At 71.0% G+C, this 19,357-nt stretch carries 14 protein-coding genes and 1 riboswitch; of the genes, 4 read left to right on the plus strand and 10 right to left on the minus strand.

What is annotated here, in order from left to right:
• Positions 1–3 precede the first annotated feature (3 nt).
• A complete protein-coding gene (recQ, locus tag OG718_RS31870) occupies positions 4–2,076 on the plus strand; it encodes a DNA helicase RecQ (RefSeq protein WP_328847869.1) in 2,073 nt (690 codons plus the stop codon).
• Positions 2,077–2,189: 113 nt separating this feature from the next.
• Here recQ and OG718_RS31875 read toward each other — a convergent pair whose 3' ends face one another.
• From OG718_RS31875 to fahA, 7 genes are all read right to left on the minus strand, one after another.
• Positions 2,190–5,159, minus strand: a complete 2,970-nt coding sequence (locus tag OG718_RS31875) for a fumarate reductase/succinate dehydrogenase flavoprotein subunit (protein WP_328845810.1) — start codon at positions 5,157–5,159, stop codon at positions 2,190–2,192.
• Positions 5,156–5,953, minus strand: a complete 798-nt coding sequence (locus tag OG718_RS31880) for an ABC transporter ATP-binding protein (RefSeq protein ID WP_143643528.1) — start codon at positions 5,951–5,953, stop codon at positions 5,156–5,158. Before OG718_RS31880 ends, OG718_RS31875 begins: the two co-directional genes overlap by 4 nt.
• The gene (locus OG718_RS31885) at positions 5,937–6,800 is read right to left on the minus strand and encodes an ABC transporter permease (protein WP_328845811.1); all 864 of its coding nucleotides are present in this window, start codon (positions 6,798–6,800) and stop codon (positions 5,937–5,939) included. The genes OG718_RS31880 and OG718_RS31885 overlap by 17 nt, the downstream gene beginning before the upstream one ends.
• On the minus strand, positions 6,797–8,140 hold the full coding sequence (locus OG718_RS31890; protein ID WP_328847870.1) for an ABC transporter substrate-binding protein: 1,344 nt from the start codon (positions 8,138–8,140) through the stop codon (positions 6,797–6,799). Before OG718_RS31890 ends, OG718_RS31885 begins: the two co-directional genes overlap by 4 nt.
• Before the next feature lie 75 nt (positions 8,141–8,215).
• Positions 8,216–8,443, minus strand: coding sequence for a 4Fe-4S dicluster domain-containing protein (locus OG718_RS31895; RefSeq protein WP_010986276.1), 228 nt, complete (start codon positions 8,441–8,443; stop codon positions 8,216–8,218).
• A 48-nt stretch (positions 8,444–8,491) separates the two neighbouring features.
• Positions 8,492–9,271 carry a GntR family transcriptional regulator gene (locus OG718_RS31900; RefSeq protein WP_186001493.1) on the minus strand — a complete coding sequence of 260 codons (780 nt, stop codon included), beginning with the start codon at positions 9,269–9,271 and terminating at the stop codon, positions 8,492–8,494.
• A 348-nt stretch (positions 9,272–9,619) separates the two neighbouring features.
• The gene (gene fahA, locus OG718_RS31905; protein ID WP_328845812.1) at positions 9,620–10,891 is read right to left on the minus strand and encodes a fumarylacetoacetase; all 1,272 of its coding nucleotides are present in this window, start codon (positions 10,889–10,891) and stop codon (positions 9,620–9,622) included.
• Between the two features lie 214 nt (positions 10,892–11,105).
• Between fahA and OG718_RS31910 the strand changes: the two genes are divergently transcribed.
• From OG718_RS31910 to OG718_RS31920, 3 genes are all read left to right on the plus strand, one after another.
• Entirely contained in the window at positions 11,106–12,350 is a 1,245-nt protein-coding gene (locus tag OG718_RS31910) for a carboxylate--amine ligase (protein ID WP_373466392.1), read from the plus strand.
• Positions 12,351–12,511: 161 nt separating this feature from the next.
• Positions 12,512–13,774, plus strand: a complete 1,263-nt coding sequence (locus OG718_RS31915; RefSeq protein ID WP_328845813.1) for an FAD-dependent oxidoreductase — start codon at positions 12,512–12,514, stop codon at positions 13,772–13,774.
• A gap of 311 nt (positions 13,775–14,085) precedes the next feature.
• Positions 14,086–14,901 carry an HAD family hydrolase gene (locus tag OG718_RS31920; RefSeq protein WP_328845814.1) on the plus strand — a complete coding sequence of 272 codons (816 nt, stop codon included), beginning with the start codon at positions 14,086–14,088 and terminating at the stop codon, positions 14,899–14,901.
• A 154-nt stretch (positions 14,902–15,055) separates the two neighbouring features.
• On the opposite strand, the gene OG718_RS31925 is transcribed toward OG718_RS31920, so the two are convergent.
• The 3 genes from OG718_RS31925 to OG718_RS31935 form a co-directional block, all read right to left on the minus strand.
• A complete protein-coding gene (locus OG718_RS31925) occupies positions 15,056–15,799 on the minus strand; it encodes a transglycosylase SLT domain-containing protein (RefSeq protein WP_328845815.1) in 744 nt (247 codons plus the stop codon).
• 3 nt (positions 15,800–15,802) lie between these two features.
• Positions 15,803–15,955: riboswitch (cyclic di-AMP (ydaO/yuaA leader) on the minus strand.
• A gap of 369 nt (positions 15,956–16,324) precedes the next feature.
• Positions 16,325–17,245 (minus strand): DUF5959 family protein, encoded by a 921-nt coding sequence (locus OG718_RS31930; protein WP_328845816.1) that lies wholly within the window; start codon positions 17,243–17,245, stop codon positions 16,325–16,327.
• A 100-nt stretch (positions 17,246–17,345) separates the two neighbouring features.
• Positions 17,346–19,340, minus strand: coding sequence for a CocE/NonD family hydrolase (locus OG718_RS31935; protein ID WP_328845817.1), 1,995 nt, complete (start codon positions 19,338–19,340; stop codon positions 17,346–17,348).
• Positions 19,341–19,357: the final 17 nt, after the last annotated feature.

Genomic DNA, 19,357 nt, shown 5'->3' on the forward strand with positions numbered 1-19,357 from the left:
ACGATGGGCGGGACGGGTGTGATGACAGAGGTGGCGGAGAGCGAAGCGCTCGGCACGCTCCACCGGGTCTTCGGTTACGAGACCTTCCGAGGCGAGCAGGAAGCCGTCATCGAGCATGTGGTGAGCGGCGGGGACGCGGTCGTCCTCATGCCCACGGGCGGCGGAAAGTCGCTCTGCTACCAGATTCCGGCCCTGGTCAGACCAGGCACGGGCGTGGTGGTCTCACCCCTCATCGCGCTGATGCAGGACCAGGTGGACGCGCTGCGGGCGCTCGGCGTGCGCGCCGGGTTCATGAACTCCACGCAGGACTTCGACGAGCGGCGCACCGTCGAGGCAGAGTTCCTCGCGGGCGAGCTCGACCTGATCTACCTCGCGCCCGAGCGGCTGCGGCTGGAGTCCACGCTCGACCTCCTCAAGCGCGGAAAGATCTCCGTCTTCGCGATCGACGAGGCGCACTGCGTGTCGCAGTGGGGCCACGACTTCCGCCCCGACTACCTGTCGCTCTCCCTGCTGGGCGAGCGCTGGCCGGACGTACCGCGGATCGCGCTGACCGCCACGGCAACGGACGCCACGCACAAGGAGATCACCCAGCGCCTGGGCATGCCGGACGCCCGTCACTTCGTGGCGAGCTTCGACCGGCCCAACATCCAGTACCGGATCGTGCCGAAGGCCGACCCGAAGAAGCAGCTCCTGTCCTTCCTCAAGGAGGAGCACGCGGGCGACGCGGGCATCGTCTACTGCCTGTCGCGCAACTCGGTCGAGAAGACGGCCGAGTTCCTCGCCCGCAACGGCATCGCGGCGGTGCCGTACCACGCGGGTCTGGACTCCGGCACGCGCGCCGCCCACCAGTCGCGGTTCCTGCGCGAGGACGGCCTGGTGGTGTGCGCGACCATCGCCTTCGGCATGGGCATCGACAAGCCGGACGTCCGGTTCGTCGCCCACCTCGACCTGCCGAAGTCGGTCGAGGGCTATTACCAGGAGACGGGCCGCGCCGGCCGCGACGGACTGCCGTCCACGGCATGGATGGCCTACGGCCTGAACGACGTCATACAGCAGCGCAAGATGATCCAGTCGAGCGAGGGCGACGAGGCGTTCCGGCGCCGGGCGGCCGCGCATCTTGAGGCGATGCTCGCGCTGTGCGAGACCGCCCAGTGCCGGCGCGGCCAGCTGCTCGCCTACTTCGGCCAGGACCCGGAGGCTCCGGCCTGCGGGAACTGCGACACGTGCCTGCTCCCGCCCGAGACCTGGGACGGCACGGTCGCGGCCCAGAAGGTGCTGTCCACCGTGGTGCGGCTGCAGCGTGAGCGGGGGCAGAAGTTCGGGGCGCTCCAGATCGTCGACATCCTGCTCGGGCGCAGGAGCGCCAAGGTCATCCAGTTCGACCACGACCAGCTGTCCGTGTTCGGCATCGGTGAGGATCTGGCCGAGGGCGAATGGCGCGGTGTCGTCCGGCAGTTGCTGGCCCAGGGGCTCCTCGCGGTCGAGGGCGAGTACGGCACGCTGGTGCTGACCGAGGCGAGCGGGACCGTGCTGCGGCGCGAGCGGGAGGTGCCGCTGCGCAAGGAGCCGCCGAAGCCGGTGGCTTCCCGTTCCTCGTCCTCCTCGTCCGGTTCCGGTCGGAGCGAGCGCAAGGCCAAGGCGGCAGCAGCGGCGGCCGAGCTCTCTCCGGAGCTGCTCCCCGCCTTCGAGGCCCTGCGCGCCTGGCGTGCCGGTCAGGCCAAGGAGCAGGGCGTCCCGGCGTACGTCATCTTCCACGACGCCACGCTGCGGGAGATCGCCACGGTGTGGCCCGCCTCCGTCGCGGAGCTGGGCGGGATCAGCGGGATCGGCGAGAAGAAGCTCGTGACGTACGGGGAGGGTGTGATCGGGGTGCTCGCTTCCCTGGAGCGGCCCTCCGGTTCCAGCTCCAGCTCTGGCTCCGAATCCGGTTCTGACTCCGGCTCCGGCTCTGGTGCTGGGCGAGCGGAGGATTCGGGGAGCGGCGAGAGGTCGGTTCCGGCACGTCGGAGCGACGGCGACCCCGGGTTGTACTGGCCCGAGATGGAAGCGGAGCCGGAGCCGGAGGACTGGGTGTAGCTGCGGGTCGGTGGGGGCTGGTCGCGCAGTTCCCCGCGCCCCTGAAGAGCGGGGCTGCGTCCCAGCTCTTCAGTCTGGGTGGCGTTCGCGGGGCGCAGGGCACCGCGTGCGTGTCACAGAGCGCGTGACGCGTAGGCCCTGACGTCGGCGTCGGAGTCGGTCGCTGCCGTGGAGAGGGCCTCGCGGGCTGCGGCGACGGCAGTCGAGGTGGAGGCGAGCGAAGCGTCCCCGGCTGTCCCGCCTTCCAAGAGTTCGCCCTGCTCGCCGAACTCCGTTGGCTGCGTGTGCCGGACGAGTGCGAGGACCGCGGCCTTCCGGACGTCCGCGTTCGGGTCGCCCAGGGTCTTGGCGAGGGAAGGCACGGCCACCTCGGCGTCAGCCGCGGACAGCGCGGTGGCGGCGCCGGCCCGGACCTGCCACGCGGGATCGGCCTGAGCACGGACGGCGCGTTCGGCCAGCGGCGCTGGGCACCCCGTGCCGGCCAGCGACGCGAAGGCGGCGCCGCGGACCAGGGCGTCGGAGTCCTCGGTGAGGCGGTCGAGGGCGCCGAGCACGGCGTCGGCGGCCTTGGCGTCCGGAGCCGGAGCCGGAGCGGCGCCCGCGCCCGTCGCGGCCGCCGCGACAGCCACCTTCCGGCGGTCGGCGTCCGCGCCCACCGTCGCCAACGCCTTCGCCACGGTCACCCGGACCTCGCGGGACGCGTCGTCCGCCGCCCGGACCAGTTCGTCGGCCGCGTCGACGGAGACCAGTGCCCGGACCGCTTCGATACGGACGGAGATATCAGGATCGCCCAGTGAGCGGGCGAAGAGGCCGGCGTCGCCCAGCCGCAGGGCACGCAGGACATCGAGGGCGGCGGCGCGGACGACGCGGTCGGGCTGTGCGAGGGCGTGTGTCAGCGGGTCGCGCAGGGCCGGTTCCGGCGTGAGCGTCTCGACGAGTTCGCGCAACGAAGCCGCCGCGGCGGCGCGTACGGCAGCGTCGGTGTCGGCGAGTGCGGCGGCCAGCGCCGGACCGGTTCCGGTGGGCGTGGTCTCGGTGAGCACGCTGACGGCCGCTCGCCGGACGGAGGGCTCGGGGTCGGTCAAGTAGGGCCGGACTAGGGAGAGTTCGGGCTCCTCCTCGGCGAGGGCGAGGAGTTCGAGCAGCCGTGGTGAGGCGTCCCTGCGGGAGCTGTCGCTGCCGGCTCCGTCGCTGGTGCCGTCGGGACCGGTGCTCCCGGCCACGGCGGTGGACGGCCGCGCGGCCACAGGAGCCGCGTCCCGTGCGCCCGCCGTGGCCACGCCCTCCGGGTGGACCTCGCCGAGGTGCCGGGAGGGGCCGCCGGTCGCGTCGAAGCCGTCGACGGGGACGGCGTAGGGAGCCACGGGACGAGCCGTGAACTCCATCGAACCAGAGGGGGACTTGTGCAGGTCGAGGTGGTGGAACCAGGAGACGTCGTCGCGCGCGGGATGGTCCGTGCGGTCGTGGTAGAGGCCCCAGCGGGACTCCGTGCGGGCCAGCGAGGCGCGGGCCGCCATCTCCGCGCAGTCGCGGATGAAGGTGACCTCGGCGCACCGCATCAGCTCGTGCGGAGTGCGCCCGCCCATCGTGGAGATGTCGTCGCGCATCCGCTCGAAGGACTCGACGGCGAGCGACAGCCGGGCACCGGTCTTGGGGGGCGCCACGTAGTCGTTCACGAGGCGCCGGAGCTTGTACTCGACCTGGGTCTGGGGCGGCCCCTCCGGGTTGCGCAGCGGGCGGTAGACCAACTCGTGCGCCTCGCGCAGCTGCTCCTGGGGCAACTCGCCCTCGTGGGCGCGGTACTGGGCCGCGTCCGCCCCCGCGAGGTCACCGAAGACGAACGCGCCGATCATGTAGTTGTGCGGGACGCACGCCAGGTCCCCGGCGGCGTACAGCCGCGGCACGGTCGTACGGGCGTGGTCGTCGACCCGTACGCCGGAGGCCGAGTGGCCGCCGCACAGGCCGATCTCGGAGATGTGCATCTCGACGTCGTGGGTGCGGTAGTCGTGACCGCGACCGGCGTGGAAGGTGCCGCGGGTGGGCCGCTCGGTGGAGTGCAGGATCGACTCCAGGGCCGAGATGGACTCCTCGGGAAGGTGGCTCAGTTTCAGGTACACCGGGCCCCGGTCGCTCGCCACCTCCGCGGCGAACTCCGCCATCATCTGGCCCGACCAGTAGTCGGAGTCGACGAAGCGCTCGCCGTGCCGGTTGACCTGGTAGCCGCCGAAGGGGTTGGCGACATAGGCGCAGGCGGGGCCGTTGTAGTCCTTGATCAGCGGGTTGATCTGGAAGCACTCGATGCCGGTGAGCTCGGCGCCCGCGTGGTAGGCCATGGCGTAGCCGTCACCGGCGTTGGTGGGGTTCTCGTAGGTCCCGTAGAGGTAGCCCGAGGCGGGCAGGCCGAGGCGGCCGCAGGCGCCGGTCGCGAGGATCACGCTGCCCGCGCGGACCGTCACGAACCGGCCCGTGCGGGTGTTGAAGCCGGCCGCCCCGATGGCGCGCCCGTCCTCGGGGGACGTCAGCACGCGCACCGGCATCACCCGGTTCTCGATGCGGATCCGTTCGCGCATCTCGCGCCGCCGCAGCTGCCGGTAGAGGACCTTCTTGACGTCCTTGCCCTCGGGCATCGGCAGCACGTAGGAGCCGGACCGGTGGACCTGGCGGACCGCGTACTCGCCGTGCTCGTCCTTCTCGAACTTCACGCCGTACGACTCGAGGCGCTGGACCATCGCGAAGCCGCGGGTGGCGGTCTGGCGGACGGTGGACTGGTCGACGATGCCGTCGTTGGCACGGGTGATCTCGGCGACGTAGTCGTCGGGCTCGGCGCGGCCGGGGATGACCGCGTTGTTGACGCCGTCCATGCCCATGGCGAGCGCGCCGGAGTGCCGGACGTGCGCCTTCTCCAGCAGCAGTACGTCGGCCCCGTGCTCGGCGGCGGTCAGCGCCGCCATGGTGCCGGCCGTGCCGCCGCCGATGACGAGGACGTCGCAGGAGATCTCCTCGGCGTCACCGAGGGCGGGGATCTCCAAGAGGGAGCCACGGGTGTCGCGGGTGTCCGGGGTGTCCACCAGGGTGCCTTTCACGTGCTGAGAGAAGTGAGGACTTCGCGCCGCAGAGCCACGCGTGCGGGGTCGTCGTGCGCCGTACGGTCGCGTGGCCGTGGCACCTCGCGCACCGCCGTGAGCCGGCCGGACCCGAGGAGCGCCACGCGGTCGCCGAGGAACAGGGCCTCGTCCACGTCGTGGGTGACGAAGACGACGGTCGCCCCCGTACCGTGCAGCACCTCCACCAGCAGGTCCTGCATGCCGGCCCGGGTCTGGGCGTCGAGGGCACCGAAGGGCTCGTCCATCAGGACGGCGCGCGGGCGCGGGGCGAGCGCACGGGCCAACTGCGCGCGCTGGCGCTGGCCCCCGGAGACGCGGTGCGGCAACTGCGTCGACCGGTCGGCGAGTCCGACCCGGTCGAGCCAGGACTCGGCCTGCCTTCTGCGTTCGCCGCGCGGCAGTCCCTGGATGGCCAGGGGCAGTTCGACGTTGGCGCGCAGGGTGCGCCAGGGGAGCAGGGCGTCCTCCTGGAAGACCAGGGCGCGATCCGCCGCCGGTCCTTCGATCCGTCGGCCGTCCTGCTCCACCGTCCCGGCCAGGACGGGCAGCAGCCCGGCGAGCGTGCGCAGCAGCGTCGACTTGCCGCAGCCCGAAGGGCCGACGACGGTGAGGATCTCGCCCGGGGTGACATCCAGGTCGACGTCGGCCAGCGCGGAGGCGTCCGGCCGGCCCAGCGTGGCGGCGCTGAGGGTGAGCCGGGTGCCGCGTACGGGCGCGGGTGCCCGTGCCGCCGTCGTCCCGGCGGATGTCCGGGTCTCAGACGAGGTGCTCATCGCGCGCCTCCTCGGTGCGGACGGCGGTGGGGGCGGAGCCGGCCCGCGGAGGGCGCTTCGGTGTCCTGGTGCGTGCCGCGGGGACGTACGACGTGCGCGGGAGCCAGCGGGTCAGCCGGCGGCCCAGGAGTTCCACGGCCGTGGAGGTGAGCCAGCCCAGCACTCCGATGGTGACCATGCCGACGAAGACGCCGGGGTAGTCGACGACCGTGTAGTCCTGCCAGGTGCGGTAGCCGACGCCGTATTGGCCGGAGATCATCTCGGCGGAGATGACACAGATCCACGAGACGCCGATGCCGACCGACAGGCCGCCGAAGATGCCCGGCAGGGCGCCCGGCAGGACGACCGAGCCGAGGATCCGCCACCGGCCGCCGCCCATCGTGCGTACGGCCTCCTCCCAGGCGGGGGTCAGCGCGCGGACCGCGTGCCGGGTGGAGACCAGGACCGGGAAGTAGGCGGCCGTGAAGGTGATGAAGACGATGCCCTGTTCGTTGGAGGGGAACAGGAGGATCGCGACGGGGACCAGGGCGATCGCCGGGATCGGGCGGACGACCTCCAACAGCGGGCCGAGCAGGTCCTCGGCGAGGCGGGAGCGGGCCACGAGCCCGCCCGTGGCCACGCCCAGGACGGCCGCGAGCAGGAAGCCGGTGAGGATCCGGGTGAGGCTGTCGGTGAGGTCGGTCCAGTAGTCGGGGCCGCTCACCCGGTCGGCGAAGGCGTGGGCCACGTCGGCGACCGTGGGGAACTGCGAGAAGCGCAGCCACAGGTCGACGTTCAGGCTGGTCAGCAGCTGCCACAGACCGAGGGCGGCCGCCAGTGAGGCCGCCTTCAGTACGTACCGGGTCACGACGCCCGCTCCAGGGCGTCGGCGTACGTGATCACGCGGGCGCCCGCGTGATCGACGGCGTACGCCTTCGCGGTCTCCGGGGCGACGAAGGGCAGCAGGTCATCGCCGTCGGCCACCCATACCGCCTTGTCGGCGAACCACAGGGTGCCGGTGGTGGCGTCGGGGACGTAGGCCGCGCGGATCCCGTCCTTGTGCTGCGCGACGTAACCCAGCAGCTCGGCGGGCGACTTGAAGGCGCGGGTCTCGGTGGCGCCCTTGGGCCACACCTCGCTCGCGGCCGGTGCGGGCGTCGAGGCCAGGCGCTCGGCGTAGTCCGGGCCGAGGGCCTTCCTGACGTACTGGTCGTCGACGAAGGAGTCCACGTCCACGTCCCCGGTCAGCTTCGCCGACTTCAGGATCGAGACGTCCTTCTTGAGGGCGGAGACCAGCTTCGGCTTGATCGCCGGGTCGAAGGTGGCGATGCCGTGCGCGCCGTTGTAGAGGTACACGACCTCGGCGGGCAGCCCGGTTGCCTTCGCGACCTTCTCCGCCGCGGCCACCGGATGGTCGTGGAGGTAGTCAGTCGCCTCCGCCTGGGCCTTGAGGAACGCCTCCAGCACGGCGGGGCGCTTCTTCGCGAAGTCCTCGCGGGCGGTGACCCCGTGGAAGGTCGGCAGGTTCAGCTCGGCACCGTCGTACAGCACCTTCGCCCTGCCCTGGAAAGCGAGCAGGCCGGGCCATGCGACGAACTGCGAGAGCGCGTCGGTGCTGCCCGCCGAGAGAGCCGAAGCACCCACCGCGGGCTGCTGGTTGAGCTTCTCGATGCCCTTGTCCGGCTCGATCCCGGCGCGCTGCAGGGCCCGTACGAGAGTGCCGTCGGCCGCCGAGCCGATGCTCGTCGACACCTTCTTGCCGCGCAGGTCCTTGAGGGAGTCGAGCTTCGAATCCGGCGCGGTGACAATGGTGTTGAGGCCGCCGCGCAGGTTGTAGCCGGTGACGGAGACGAGGCGGGTGGGGCGGCCCAGCTGCTTGCCGCGGGCCGCGTTGATCAGCAGCGGGAAGTCGCCCATCGAGCCGATGTCGATCTTTCCGGCGGTCATCTGCGCGGTGATGGGGGCGCCGGTCGCGTAGTCCTGCCAGTTCACCTTGTAGGTGACGCCGTCGCCCAGCGCGTTCAGCTGCTTCTCGAAGGAGCCGAGGGAGCGGAGGAGGGTGCCCGCCGTGACCGTGTTGATGGTCTTGGACTGGTAGCCGACCGTGACGGTGACCGTGGAGCCGGAGCCGGCCTCGGCGTCACCGCCGCAGCCGGTCAGGGGGAGCAGGACGGCGACCGCGACCGTGGCGACCGCCGTGCGTTTCAGGGCGACGCGTTTCAGAGCTGCCCGTTCAAGGGCTGTTCGTTCAGGGGCCGTGTGTTTCATGGGAGTCCGCGCCTCTCACCGGAGCAGATAGGGCATGTTGACCGTCACGGCTCCGGTGGGGCAGCGGGCCGCGCACGGGCCGCAGTACCAGCACTCGTCGACGTGCATATAGGCCTTGCCGTTGCTCTCGTCGATGGCGAGGGAGTCCAGCGGGCACATGTCCACACAGAGGGTGCAGCCGTCGATGCACTTCGACTCGTCGATGGTCACGGGCACGTCGGCCCGCTGGGGCGCCAAGGGCATGGCTGTCTCCAGGGATGTCCCGCTGATACGGGAAAGGGGGCGGGGCGGTCAGAGCGAGCGGCGCAGCAGACCGCTCATCGTGATGCGGTCGCCGCGGAAGCGGATGAACTCCAGGTCGACGGGGCGGCCGTCGGCGAGATGAGTGAGGCGCTCCAGCATCAGGACGGCCGAGCCGCGCGGGGCCTGCAGAACCGTCGCGGAGTGCGCGTCGGCGTTGACGGCCTCCAGGGTGATCTCGGCGTGCCCGAGCGGCTGTCCGGTGATGCCTTCCAGGAGGCGGAAGACGTCGGTGTTCTCCAGATCGGCGCCGAGCAGGTCGGTGCCGAGGTCGAGTGGGATGTAGGTGAGGTCGAGGGAGAGCGGGAGGCCGTTCAGCCGTCGCAGCCGCTCGATGTAGAGGACGTCGGCGCCGACGGGCACACGCAGCCGCTCGGCGACCGGGGCGGGTGCGGCGACGGGGCCGACCGAGCGGACCTCGTTGCTGACCCGGCCGTGTTCGCGCAGGGTCTCCGCGAGTCCCATCAGCCGGTCGAGTCCGTGCGGGTACTTCTCGGCGACGACGACCGTGCCGACGCCGGGCAGCCGTTCCACGAGGCCCTCGGCCCGCAGCAGGTCCAGGGCCTGGCGCACGGTGTTGCGCGAGGCCCGGTAGTCGGCGCCGATGGCCGCCTCGTGCGGCAGTGTGCCGTCCGGGAAGCCTCCCGCCAGCACCTGGTGGCGCAGCAGGTCGGCGAGTTGCCTGGCCCGGTCCGCGCGCAGCCGCCGTCGGTGGGCGGCGACGGTGGTCGCGCCCTGGCCGGCGTGGTCACGGATGCGTTCGGTGGGCATGCGACGGACCATACCGACGGGGCACGGGATGTGGTGTTGCCGGAGTGTTGCGCCACCAGTGGCTCCGCCGGTCGAGCGGCTGACCTGCGGGTTCTTCGGGGGTGCGGCAAGATCTGCCACTGCGGGTGCCGCCGGGGAGGGCACGTGCCTGGGGGCGTGCCCCCCTCGTAACGGGCCGCCTCGGCAGGGGCGCCCTTGAGGGGCGCGGGGGACTGCGCGACAAGCCCCCACCGACCCGCAGAGCCGAATAACCCGCGTCAGCGAACGCCAACGCCGACGCGCCCTACCGGAAAGGCCGCCCCGGCCAGGCAGGGCAGGCCCGCAGCCGGACGCGCCCGCGGGCGGACGCTACGCGCTCGCCGCGATGCGCCCGCTCACCTCGCCGAGGCCCACCCGTGTGCCGTGCGGCCCGGGAGCCCACGCGGTCAGCGTCACCGTGTCCCCGTCCTCCAGGAACGTCCGCTTGCCATCCGGCAGTTCGAGGGTGTCGCGCCCGTTCCAGGTCAGTTCCAGGAGGGAGCCCCGCTGGTTGTCCGAGGCCCCGCTCACGGTGCCCGACCCGTACAGGTCGCCCGTGCGCAGCGACGCGCCGTTCACCGTCATGTGGGCCAGCTGCTGGGCGGCCGTCCAGTACATGGTCGAGAAGGGAGGCTCGGAGACGACATGGCCGTTGACGGCGACGGAGATGCGCAGGTCGTAGCCGCCGGGGTCCTCCGCGGCGTCGTCGGCGTCGTCCAGATACGGCAGCAGCGGATGCGTACGCGTCGGGGGCGCGACCCGGGCGTCGTCCAGGGCGTCGAGCGGGGTGATCCAGGCAGACACCGACGTGGCAAAGGACTTGCCGAGGAACGGGCCGAGGGGGACGTACTCCCAGGCCTGGAGGTCGCGGGCGGACCAGTCGTTGAGGAGGCAGAGCCCGAAGACGTGGTCGCGGAAGCCGCTCAGCGGGACGGCCGTGCCCATCGGCGAAGGCGTGCCGACCACGAAGCCGACCTCCGCCTCGATGTCGAGCCGGACGGACGGCCCGAAGACCGGTGCCGGGTCGGCCGGGGCCTTGCGCTGGCCCGAGGGGCGTACGACCTCGGTCCCGGAGACCACGACGGTGCCCGACCTGCCGTGGTAACCGATCGGCAGATGCTTCCAGTTGGGGGTGAGGGAGTCCTCGGCGTCGGGGCGGAAGATCTGGCCGACGTTACGGGCGTGGTTCTCGGAGGCGTAGAAGTCGACGTAGTCGGCGACCTCGAAGGGGAGGTGGAGCGTCACCTCGGAGAGCGGGTGCAGCAGGGGCGCGATCGTTTCGCGGTGGGACGGCACCGTTACCCACGCCGTGATCGCGCGCCGCACGTCCGACCATGCCGTGCGGCCGGCCGCGAGCAGAGGGTTCAGCGAGGGGCGGGCGAGCAGAGCGGCGTACGGGGAGCCGAGTTCCACGGCCGCCGCCCCCGCGTCCAGCACGTGGTCGCCCAGCCGGACGCCCACGCTCCGCCGGCCGGAGCCGCTGCCGGAGTCGCTGTCGGAGCCACTGACGGGCCCGCTGTCGGACCCGCCAAGGGAGAACACGCCGTACGGAAGATTGTGCGGGCCGAAGGGATCGCCCTCGGTGACATCGAAGGGGGGCATCGGGTGCTGCCTCGCTTTCCGTGTGGGTGCAGCACACGTTACGGGGGAGTTGCCGCTCTTGGGCAGTGTCTAAAGAGTTCGCAATGTCCGATTAAGGGCGGGGTCGGAGTAGTTGATTCCGGCTTAGCGTCCTTTCGGGGGGCGCGGACGGGGTGGGTCCGGGTCCGGTGGAGGGGGACACGTGGGGGGACCCGTGGCCAGACGTTTCACAGGCGTGCCGTTCGGCGCGGACCGGGAAGTTCCGGGCCTGATCGTGAAGTTCGGCGACTACCCGCTGCACCACGGCGGAGTGGGCGCGATCCGCAGCCTCGGACGCCTGGGCGTACCGATGTACGCGATCACGGAGGACCGGTACACGCCCGCCGCGGCCTCGCGGCACCTGAGGCAGGCGTTCGTCTGGCCGACCACGGGGACGGAGCGGCCGGAGCGGCTCGTCGAGGGACTGCTGCGCGTCGGGCGCCGGATCGGCCGGCCCACCGTGCTGATCCCGACCGACGAGGAGGCCGCGGTGCTGATCGCCGAACACCAGGCGGACCTCGCGGACCGCTTCCTGTTTCCCAGAGTGGAGGCCGGGCTTCCGCGCCGGCTCGCCAGCAAGCAGGGCCTGCACGAACTCTGCCTGGAGCACGGCATACCCAGCCCGGAGTCCGTCTGCCCGGAGTCCTACGAGGAGATCGAGGACTTCGCGGCGAAGGCGGCATTCCCGCTCGTGGCCAAGAACCGTGAGGCCTTCGTGCGCCGCGTGCGACCGGCCGTGAACGGGACGACCCGTGTCGAGACCCGCGAGAGGCTGCTCGCGCTGGCGCGTGACTGGGGCGAGCACCCCGGGGTGATCCTCCAGGAGTATCTGCCCAGGGAGGACGCCGAGGACTGGATCGTGCACGCGTACTTCGACGCGGACTCGACGCCGCTCGCGATGTTCACCGGCGTCAAGGTCCGCTCCTGGCCGCCGCACGCGGGGATGACGGCGAACGCGTACGTGGTCGACAATCCTGAACTCGCGGACATCGCCGCGCGTTTCATCAAACAGATCGGCTTCAGCGGTGTCATCGACCTCGACCTGCGCTTCGACCGGCGCGACGGCCGGTACAAACTGCTCGACTTCAACCCGCGGATGGGCGCGCAGTTCCGGCTCTTCGAGAACGAGTCGGGGATCGACGTCGTCCGTGCCATGCATCTGGATCTGACCGGCCGCACCGTTCCGGAGGGGGAACAGCTCGCGGGCCGGCACTACATCGTGGAGAACATCGACCTGCCCGCCCTGCTCGCATACCGCCGGAGCGGCTACACGACACCGCACGCTCCCGCCCGCGCGAGCGGCACGGAGCTGGCGTGGCTGGCGGCGGACGACCTGCGGCCGTTCTTCACCATGCTCGCGCGCTTCGTGCGGCCCGGAGTGAAGCACATGTACCAGCTGTGGCGGACCAACCGCGCGAGCACCCGTCCGAGCACGGGGTAGAGGCCCGTCCGAGCGTGGGCCGAGCGCCTGTCCGGCCACGAAACCGGCAGTACGGGCGAGCGGGCAGTACGGGCGAGCCGGCAGTACGACGAGCCAGCAGTACACAGCACATGTTGTGTCGACCACGAAGTGACGAAACAGCGTCCTGGGGAGGGGACTTCGTGATGGAGCCGGTGGCAGTGATCGGTGCCGGGCCCTTCGGCCTGTCCACCGCCGCGCATCTGCGAGCGCGCGGCATTCCGGTACGGGTGTTCGGTGAGCCCATGGTGAGCTGGCGTGCGCACATGCCTGAGGGGATGCTTCTCAAGTCGACCCCGGCCGCCTCGAACATCGACGCCCCGCAGCGCGGGCACGACCTCGTCGACTACTGCGACGCGGCTGGCATCCGCCGACTCGTCACGGACGAGGACATCGTCCCGGTCGAGACGTTCGTCGCGTACGGGGAGTGGTTCCAGCAGAAGCTCGTGCCGGACCTGGAGCGGGTGCGGGTCGTCTCGGTCGACCGGCGCGGCGATCACGGGGATGCCGGGCAAGGCGGTCAACGGGGTGGCCCGGGAGGCGATCGGCCAGGCCCTGGGGGTTTTGAACTCAAGCTGGACTCCGGGGAGTTGTTCACCGCGCGGGCGGTCGTCGTCGCGACCGGGCTGTCCGGGCTGGCGCATCTGCCGCCGGAGCTGGCCGCGGCCGCGCCCGACGGACCGACCCCCACGGGGCCCGTCTCGCACAGCTCACAGCTCCACGACCTGTCCAGGTTCTCCGGCAGGGAGCTGATCGTCGTGGGCGCGGGCCAGTCCGCCCTGGAGACGGCGGCGCTCGCGGCGGAGGCAGGCGCGCAGGTGCGCGTGGTGGCGCGCGGCAAGGGATCGGTCGCCTTCGGCGCGCCCCCCTGGACGCAGCCGCGGCTGCGCCCCGAGTCGCCCTTCGGCCGGGCCTGGTCGCTGTGGGCGCTCAGCTACTACCCCCACCAGTACCGCAATCTGCCCCCGCAGGCCCGGCACTTCCTCGTCCGACGTGTGCTCGGCCCACTCGGCGCCTGGTGGCTGCGGGAGCGGTTCGAGGGGAAGGTGCAGGTGAGCGAGGTGTCGCGGATCGTCCGCTCCGGATCGGTGGGCGGCCACCCGGCCCTCGCCGTCCAGACCCTCGACGGACGCGTCGAGGAGCTCGCGGCGGATCACGTCGTCGCCGCGACCGGATACCGCGTCGACCTCGCCGCGATGGACTTCCTCGGGCACGAACTGCGTACGGAACTGGCGGTGAGCCGGGGGACACCGAAGCTGGGAGCCAGGTTCAGGTCCTCAGTACCAGGGCTGTACTTCACGGGGCTGCCGGCGGCGGCTTCGTACGGGCCGGTGATGCGGTTCGTGTGCGGGACGGAGTTCGCCTCACCGAGGTTGGTCCGGCATCTGGCGGGGGCGCGCGGCTGAACGAAACCTCCGGTTCGTGCGCGTACGCATCAACGCGTCGCTGAAGCCGCCGAGCGGCGCGAAGTTCGGGCGCGAGCCACGACTAGGGGATGAGGCCGGGCACGGGGACGCGGGGCCCGGGGGCGGGCGACGGGCCGGTTGACCGGGGGTGCGGGAGCAGTCCGGACATGGTCAACTGCTCCCCTTCGCCTGCGATTTGCCTCCGGGCGGCGGACGGATGGTGCTGGCGGGGACCCCTGTGCCTGACGAGATACCGGACGACGTCCGGTTCCCGTCGAGTCGTTGGGGCGTTCGATCCGTATTCTCTGATCATGGCCGCACCGATTGCATATTCACTCATCGCCACTGACCTGGACGGGACGTTGTTGCGAGGCGACGACACCCTTTCGGACCGGTCACGCGCCGCGCTGGCGATGGCAATCGGGAGAGGTGCCAGGCACCTCGTGGTGACGGGGCGCCCGGCACCGCGCGTACGCCCCCTGCTGGACGAACTGGGCAGCCGGGGACTGGCTGTGTGCGGTCAGGGGGCGCAGTTGTACGACGCCGGCGCCGAGCGCATGGTCTGGTCGGTCACCCTCGACCGCGAGCTGGCCGAGACGGCGCTAGGCAAGATCGAGGCGGAGGTCGGGGACGTGTACGCCGCGGTCGACCAGGACGGGGTCGACGGACTCACGCTCATCGAGCCGGGGTACGAGATGCCGCACCCGACGCTCCCCGCGGTACGCGTCCTGCGTCGCGACGACCTCTGGACGGAACCCATCAGCAAGGTGCTGCTGCGCCATCCCCTGCTGTCCGACGACGAGTTGGCGTCCGCGGCCCGCGGAGCGGTCGGTTCCCTCGCCACGGTCACGATGTCCGGCCCCGGCACAGTCGAACTCCAGCCATGTGGCGTGACCAAGGCGACGGGTCTCGCCCTGGCGGCCGAACACCTCGGCCTCACTCCCGCCACCACGATCGCTTTCGGTGACATGCCCAACGACATCCCGATGTTCGACTGGGCGGCCCACGGCGTCGCGATGGCCAACGCCCACCCCGAACTCCAGGCGGTGGCCGACGAGGTGACCCTGTCGAACGAGGAGGACGGCATCGCGGTGGTGCTGGAACGGCTCTTCGGCTCGCGGGTCTAGCTCTCCGCCAGGAGAAAACCTCGGCGGGCCCGCGGAGAGATTGGTTCCCTCGCCGTGGGCCCGCCCGATACCGGATCGCCCGATACCGGATCGCCCGATACCGGATCGCCCGATACCGGATCGCCCGATACCGGATCGCCCGGTGCCGGCCCGCTCAGTAGGCCCCGAAGACGTTGTCGATCGAGCCGTACCTCGCGGCGGCGTAGTTGCACGCCGCCGTGATGTTGGCGACCGGGTCGAAGGGGTCCATCGAGGTGCCGGCCACGTGGTAGGCGTTGAAGGTCGGGTCGATGGTCTGGAGGAGCCCCTTCGACGGCGTACCGGCCGCGGCGTTGGAGTCCCAGTTGTTCATGGCCTGCGGGTTGCCCGACGACTCACGCATGATGTTGCGGTAGATGCCGTCGTACGACCCCGGGATGCCCTGCTGGGCCATGATGTCCAGCGATTCCCTGATCCAGCCGTCGAGGTCGTTCGAGTACGTCTTCGCGGCGGCGGGGGTGACGGCGGACGCGGTGGACGACTTGGTCGCAGTGGCCGTCTTTGCCAAGGTTTGGGCGTTTTTCGTGCCGACTGTCAGCTTGAGGCCCGGGCGGATGACCGCCGGGTCGTCGCCGATGACCGCGCGGTTGGCCTTGTAAAGGTTCTGCCAGCCGCCGCTCGTGGAGTGCTTCTTGGCGATCTTGGTCAGGGTGTCGCCCGCGACCACCTTGTACGTGACGAGCGAGACCTGCGGGACCGCGGCCGATGCGACCTGCGCGGCCTGTGCCGGCTGTGCGGCGTGGGCGCCGGTCGCCCCGACGATGGGGAGCGCGAGCGCGGCTCCGCCGGTTCCCGCGGCGACGATGCCACGTGTGAGGGTGTTGATTCGGGGGCGGCGGTGCTTGCCTCGTGCGGCCATGGCGCGTTTCCTCTCCGACGCCTGCGAGGTGAGCTGTCGGGTTCGGGCGGGAGCTGCCCGGCCGCATGCTGCACGCGGCTTCACCCCTAGCCGTTCCGGAATCCGGACCGGCGGCCTACCTGGGTCCCCCGCTCCTGCCGTACGCGAGTGAATGGATGGCTGGGATCTCCGGGCGGCGGCAGGATTAGGCGGTCCATCCGGAGTGACGTGAACGTATGCGAGAGCACATGCCGTGAACAAGCCCAGAATTCACATGGAGATGCCATTTGCCTGTTCGGGACGGATGGGAATTCTTGATCCATTCGGAAGGTGAAGTTCAACTTGCTTTGAGCAAAGGTGAATCGACCGACTCGGCAAATCGGCGGTCCTGGGCGGACGTGACCCAATTCACTGGCACAGGTGGGGAATTAAGTGCGTCCAGTGCGTAATACGGGCAAGTCGGGCGGAGCCTGGATGTCCGCCCAGTCGGCATAAGGGACCACTTGTCCAGAAACGTTCTCGCTGCTCTTCGAGGTTCCGGAGAGTTCAGTCTTCCGGGTTCCAGAGGGTCAGTACGTCACGCAGTTTCTGCCGGTGGCCGTCGATCCAGTTCCGGGGAAGATCGACGGGTACGCACACGGTGGCCATGGAAATCGTGTCGTCCTCCACGATCACCTCGGGGCAATCCCGTTCTCCCGTGAGCCGAATGGAAATCGACGGTCCTTGTTCCACCGTCATCCATGCGATGTCCTCGCCGCGGTGCGATGCGGCGTCCAGGGCGCGTCCCCAGGCCTCAAGTCGGCGGCGCCACAGCGCGAGTTCGAGGCGGCCACGGACGAAAGGCGTCTCCACGACGATCTCGGCCGCGAGGCCCGCCGCCATCAGCGGGTGCCGGCCGAGGACCGTGATCCTGACCGAGTTGCCCTCCTCGTCGGTGAGGAGCGCGAGGTCCGTCGGGCCGGTGCGGTGGTCGGCCGGGAGGTCGGCGTCGCAGAGGGCGCAGACGAAATGGGCCTCCTGCACGGAGTTCCACTCGGCGCAGGACGGGCAGCGGCGGTAGGTGATCGGGTGGGTGTAGCCGCCGGTGTGGGTGCCGGCGCGGTCGACGCCCACGCGGGTGAGGGCCGCCGCGAGCGATCGCCATGACTCGGGGTCGGGGCAGTAGCCGGTGGACTGGTTGCTCGCGTACGTGACCGCCCAGCCGGACGCGGTCCGCGTGAAGCCCAACTCCCCGGCGGCGCGCACCGGTTTCCCGTCCGCGCAGGCCACGTGCTCGGAGCGGCGTGGAGCCAGGCGCAGGGTCATGGAGGCGTCGACGACGAAGGTGAACGGCTCGGCGAGTTCGTCGGCGGGGCGGGCGGACAGGAAGGCGTCGAGGTCGGCCGGGGTCCGGATCCGGGCGCCGCCCCCGCCGGGCCGGACGGCTTCCCATATGTCTTCGGGGCCCACATAGGCGTACGCGGTCATGGGGTCCCTACATACGCGTTTGCGGTCGTGGGACCTACACGCGTGATTGCGATCGTGTGGCCCACGTACGCCTTCGCCGTCATGCGGGGAGCGTACGAGTTCACCCCGCGGTCCGCGGAATCCTTTTCTCCCAGGTGCGGTGGAACACCACCTCGTCGCCGTCCTTGCAGATCACCTCGTTCGAGGTGATGAAGTCCGCCTCGTCGCAGGTGGTTTCGGAGTGCGACTCGACGCTCGCGTCCCACGGCAGGTCCGGTCGGTGCAGACGGACGAACCAGTCCGAGCGGGCGCGGGCCGACAGGGGGTCCGACTCGACGATCGTGTACGTGTCCAGGGCCTCCTCGGTGAATTCGAGGCCGTCGGGATACACACGGGTGCCTCCGTAGCGCGGGTCCACCTCCAGGCGCCACTCGCCCTTGGCGACATCGCGGACGACGAGACGCTCGGGGCGCGGCTCGTCCAGTGTCGCGGGGAAGTTGACCCCCATGGGCTCCGCCTGCTCCGGTTCCTCGAAGGAGATGGAAGGGTCCGACTCCTGCGCGCGGAGCGGGAGTTCCAGCGCGCTCCCCGAAGGGGTGAGCGTGAAGCCCGCCTCCGAACCGGGCTGGGGCCAGATCCACGGCCAGTACGCGGAGGAGACGGCGAGACGGACGCGATGGCCCGGAGGGAAGGCGTGGCCGATGGCGTTCAGGTCGAGAACCACATCCTCCGTAGAGCCCGGTTTCCAGGGAGCCACCTGGTCACGGCCATGGCGGGCTGACAGGTTCAGGACGCCTCGGGTGACGAGGGTCGAGGAGCCGTCGGGGGCCACGTCGCAGATTCGGGCCACTACTTGTCCTCGCGTCGCGTCCGTGGTGAGCCTCAGGCGCACGCGCGGGCGGCCCAGTACCCAGATCTCCTCCGGGACCTCGAAGTCGAAGCACGCCGACCTCGCGTCCTCGTCCCGCTGGTCGGGCGGCAGGTCCGCGTCGTTGCCGAAGGGGAAGAAGCGTCCCGCGTCCACCCCGGTGTGCTGAGGGGACCGCACCACCACGGGCTCACCCCTGAGCGCGTACGTCTCCCGGGCCACCAGGGGAGAGGGCCAGGCCGGATCGCCCACCCAGCGGCCCGGCAGCGTCGGGTACACCGTCGCGGGCGGGTGGGAGTCGCTGACGTACGAGCGCAGGAGCGGCTCGGACATGATCCCGGTCTCCGCGCCCTTGAGCCAGTGGTCCCACCAGCGCAGCGTCTCCTGGAGGAAGCCGATCGCCGGGCCGGGCGGCAGCCCCCGGTCGGGGTACTGGTGCGACCACGGCCCGACGATCCCCCGTACGCGGTCCGCCGGGAGGTGTTCCACCAGGCGCAGGACCGTGTCCCGGTACGGGTCGTGCCAGCCGCCGACCGTGAGCACCGCCGCCCGGATCGCGGAGTAGTCCTCGCACACGCTGCCGCGGCGCCAGTGGTCGTCCCTCGTCTGGTGCGCCAGCCAGGTGTGCAGGAACGGATCGACGGTCTCCAGCCGTTTGACCCACAGGTCGTGCCAGACCTCGCCCGCGTACACCGGGTCCGGAGGGCGGGAGACGAACGCGAGCATGGTCGCCGCCCACGCGTGCATGTCGACGGCGAGTACGGAACCACCCATGTAGTGCACGTCGTTGTCATACCGGTCGTCCGTCGAGCAGACCGTGACGACCGCCTTGAGCGGTTCGGGGGCGAGGGCGGCGATCTGGAGGGAGTTGAAGCCGCCCCAGGAGATGCCGAACATGCCGACCCTGCCGGAGCACCAGGGCTGGGCGGCGAGCCAGTTGACGACCTCGACCCCGTCGGCCAGCTCGGTCGCGGAGTACTCGTCGCCGGGCATGCCCTCGGAGTTGCCGTGCCCACGGATGTCCACACGTACGGAGGCATAGCCGTGCCCCGCGTACCAGGGGTGGCGCTGCCAGTCGCGCGGGGCCGTCCAGTCGGTCAGTCGGTAGGGCAGGTATTCGAGCAGGGCCGGTACGGGTTCGTCGGTGAGCGGGCGCCACACGCGCGCGTAGAGCTTGGTTCCGTCCGGGAGGGGAACGCGGAGGTCCTCGTGAGTCGTCTCGTAGGGGAAGGACGTACGGATGCGCATGGCGGTGACCTCCAGGG

The sequence above is a fragment of the Streptomyces sp. NBC_00258 genome, from assembly GCF_036182465.1.
Classification (GTDB): Bacteria; Actinomycetota; Actinomycetes; order Streptomycetales; family Streptomycetaceae; genus Streptomyces.

Excerpts from the sequence above, each read along its gene's own strand:
- OG718_RS31880 (WP_143643528.1), bottom strand. The coding sequence starts at position 5,953 with ATGAGCACCTCGTCTGAGACCCGGACATCCGCCGGGACGACGGCGGCA.
- OG718_RS31900 (WP_186001493.1), bottom strand. The coding sequence starts at position 9,271 with ATGCCCACCGAACGCATCCGTGACCACGCCGGCCAGGGCGCGACCACC.
- fahA (WP_328845812.1), bottom strand. The coding sequence starts at position 10,891 with ATGCCCCCCTTCGATGTCACCGAGGGCGATCCCTTCGGCCCGCACAAT.
- OG718_RS31930 (WP_328845816.1), bottom strand. The coding sequence starts at position 17,245 with ATGACCGCGTACGCCTATGTGGGCCCCGAAGACATATGGGAAGCCGTC.
- OG718_RS31920 (WP_328845814.1), top strand. The coding sequence starts at position 14,086 with ATGGCCGCACCGATTGCATATTCACTCATCGCCACTGACCTGGACGGG.
- recQ (WP_328847869.1), top strand. The coding sequence starts at position 4 with ATGGGCGGGACGGGTGTGATGACAGAGGTGGCGGAGAGCGAAGCGCTC.
- OG718_RS31925 (WP_328845815.1), bottom strand. The coding sequence starts at position 15,799 with ATGGCCGCACGAGGCAAGCACCGCCGCCCCCGAATCAACACCCTCACA.
- OG718_RS31935 (WP_328845817.1), bottom strand. The coding sequence starts at position 19,340 with ATGCGCATCCGTACGTCCTTCCCCTACGAGACGACTCACGAGGACCTC.
- OG718_RS31895 (WP_010986276.1), bottom strand. The coding sequence starts at position 8,443 with ATGCCCTTGGCGCCCCAGCGGGCCGACGTGCCCGTGACCATCGACGAG.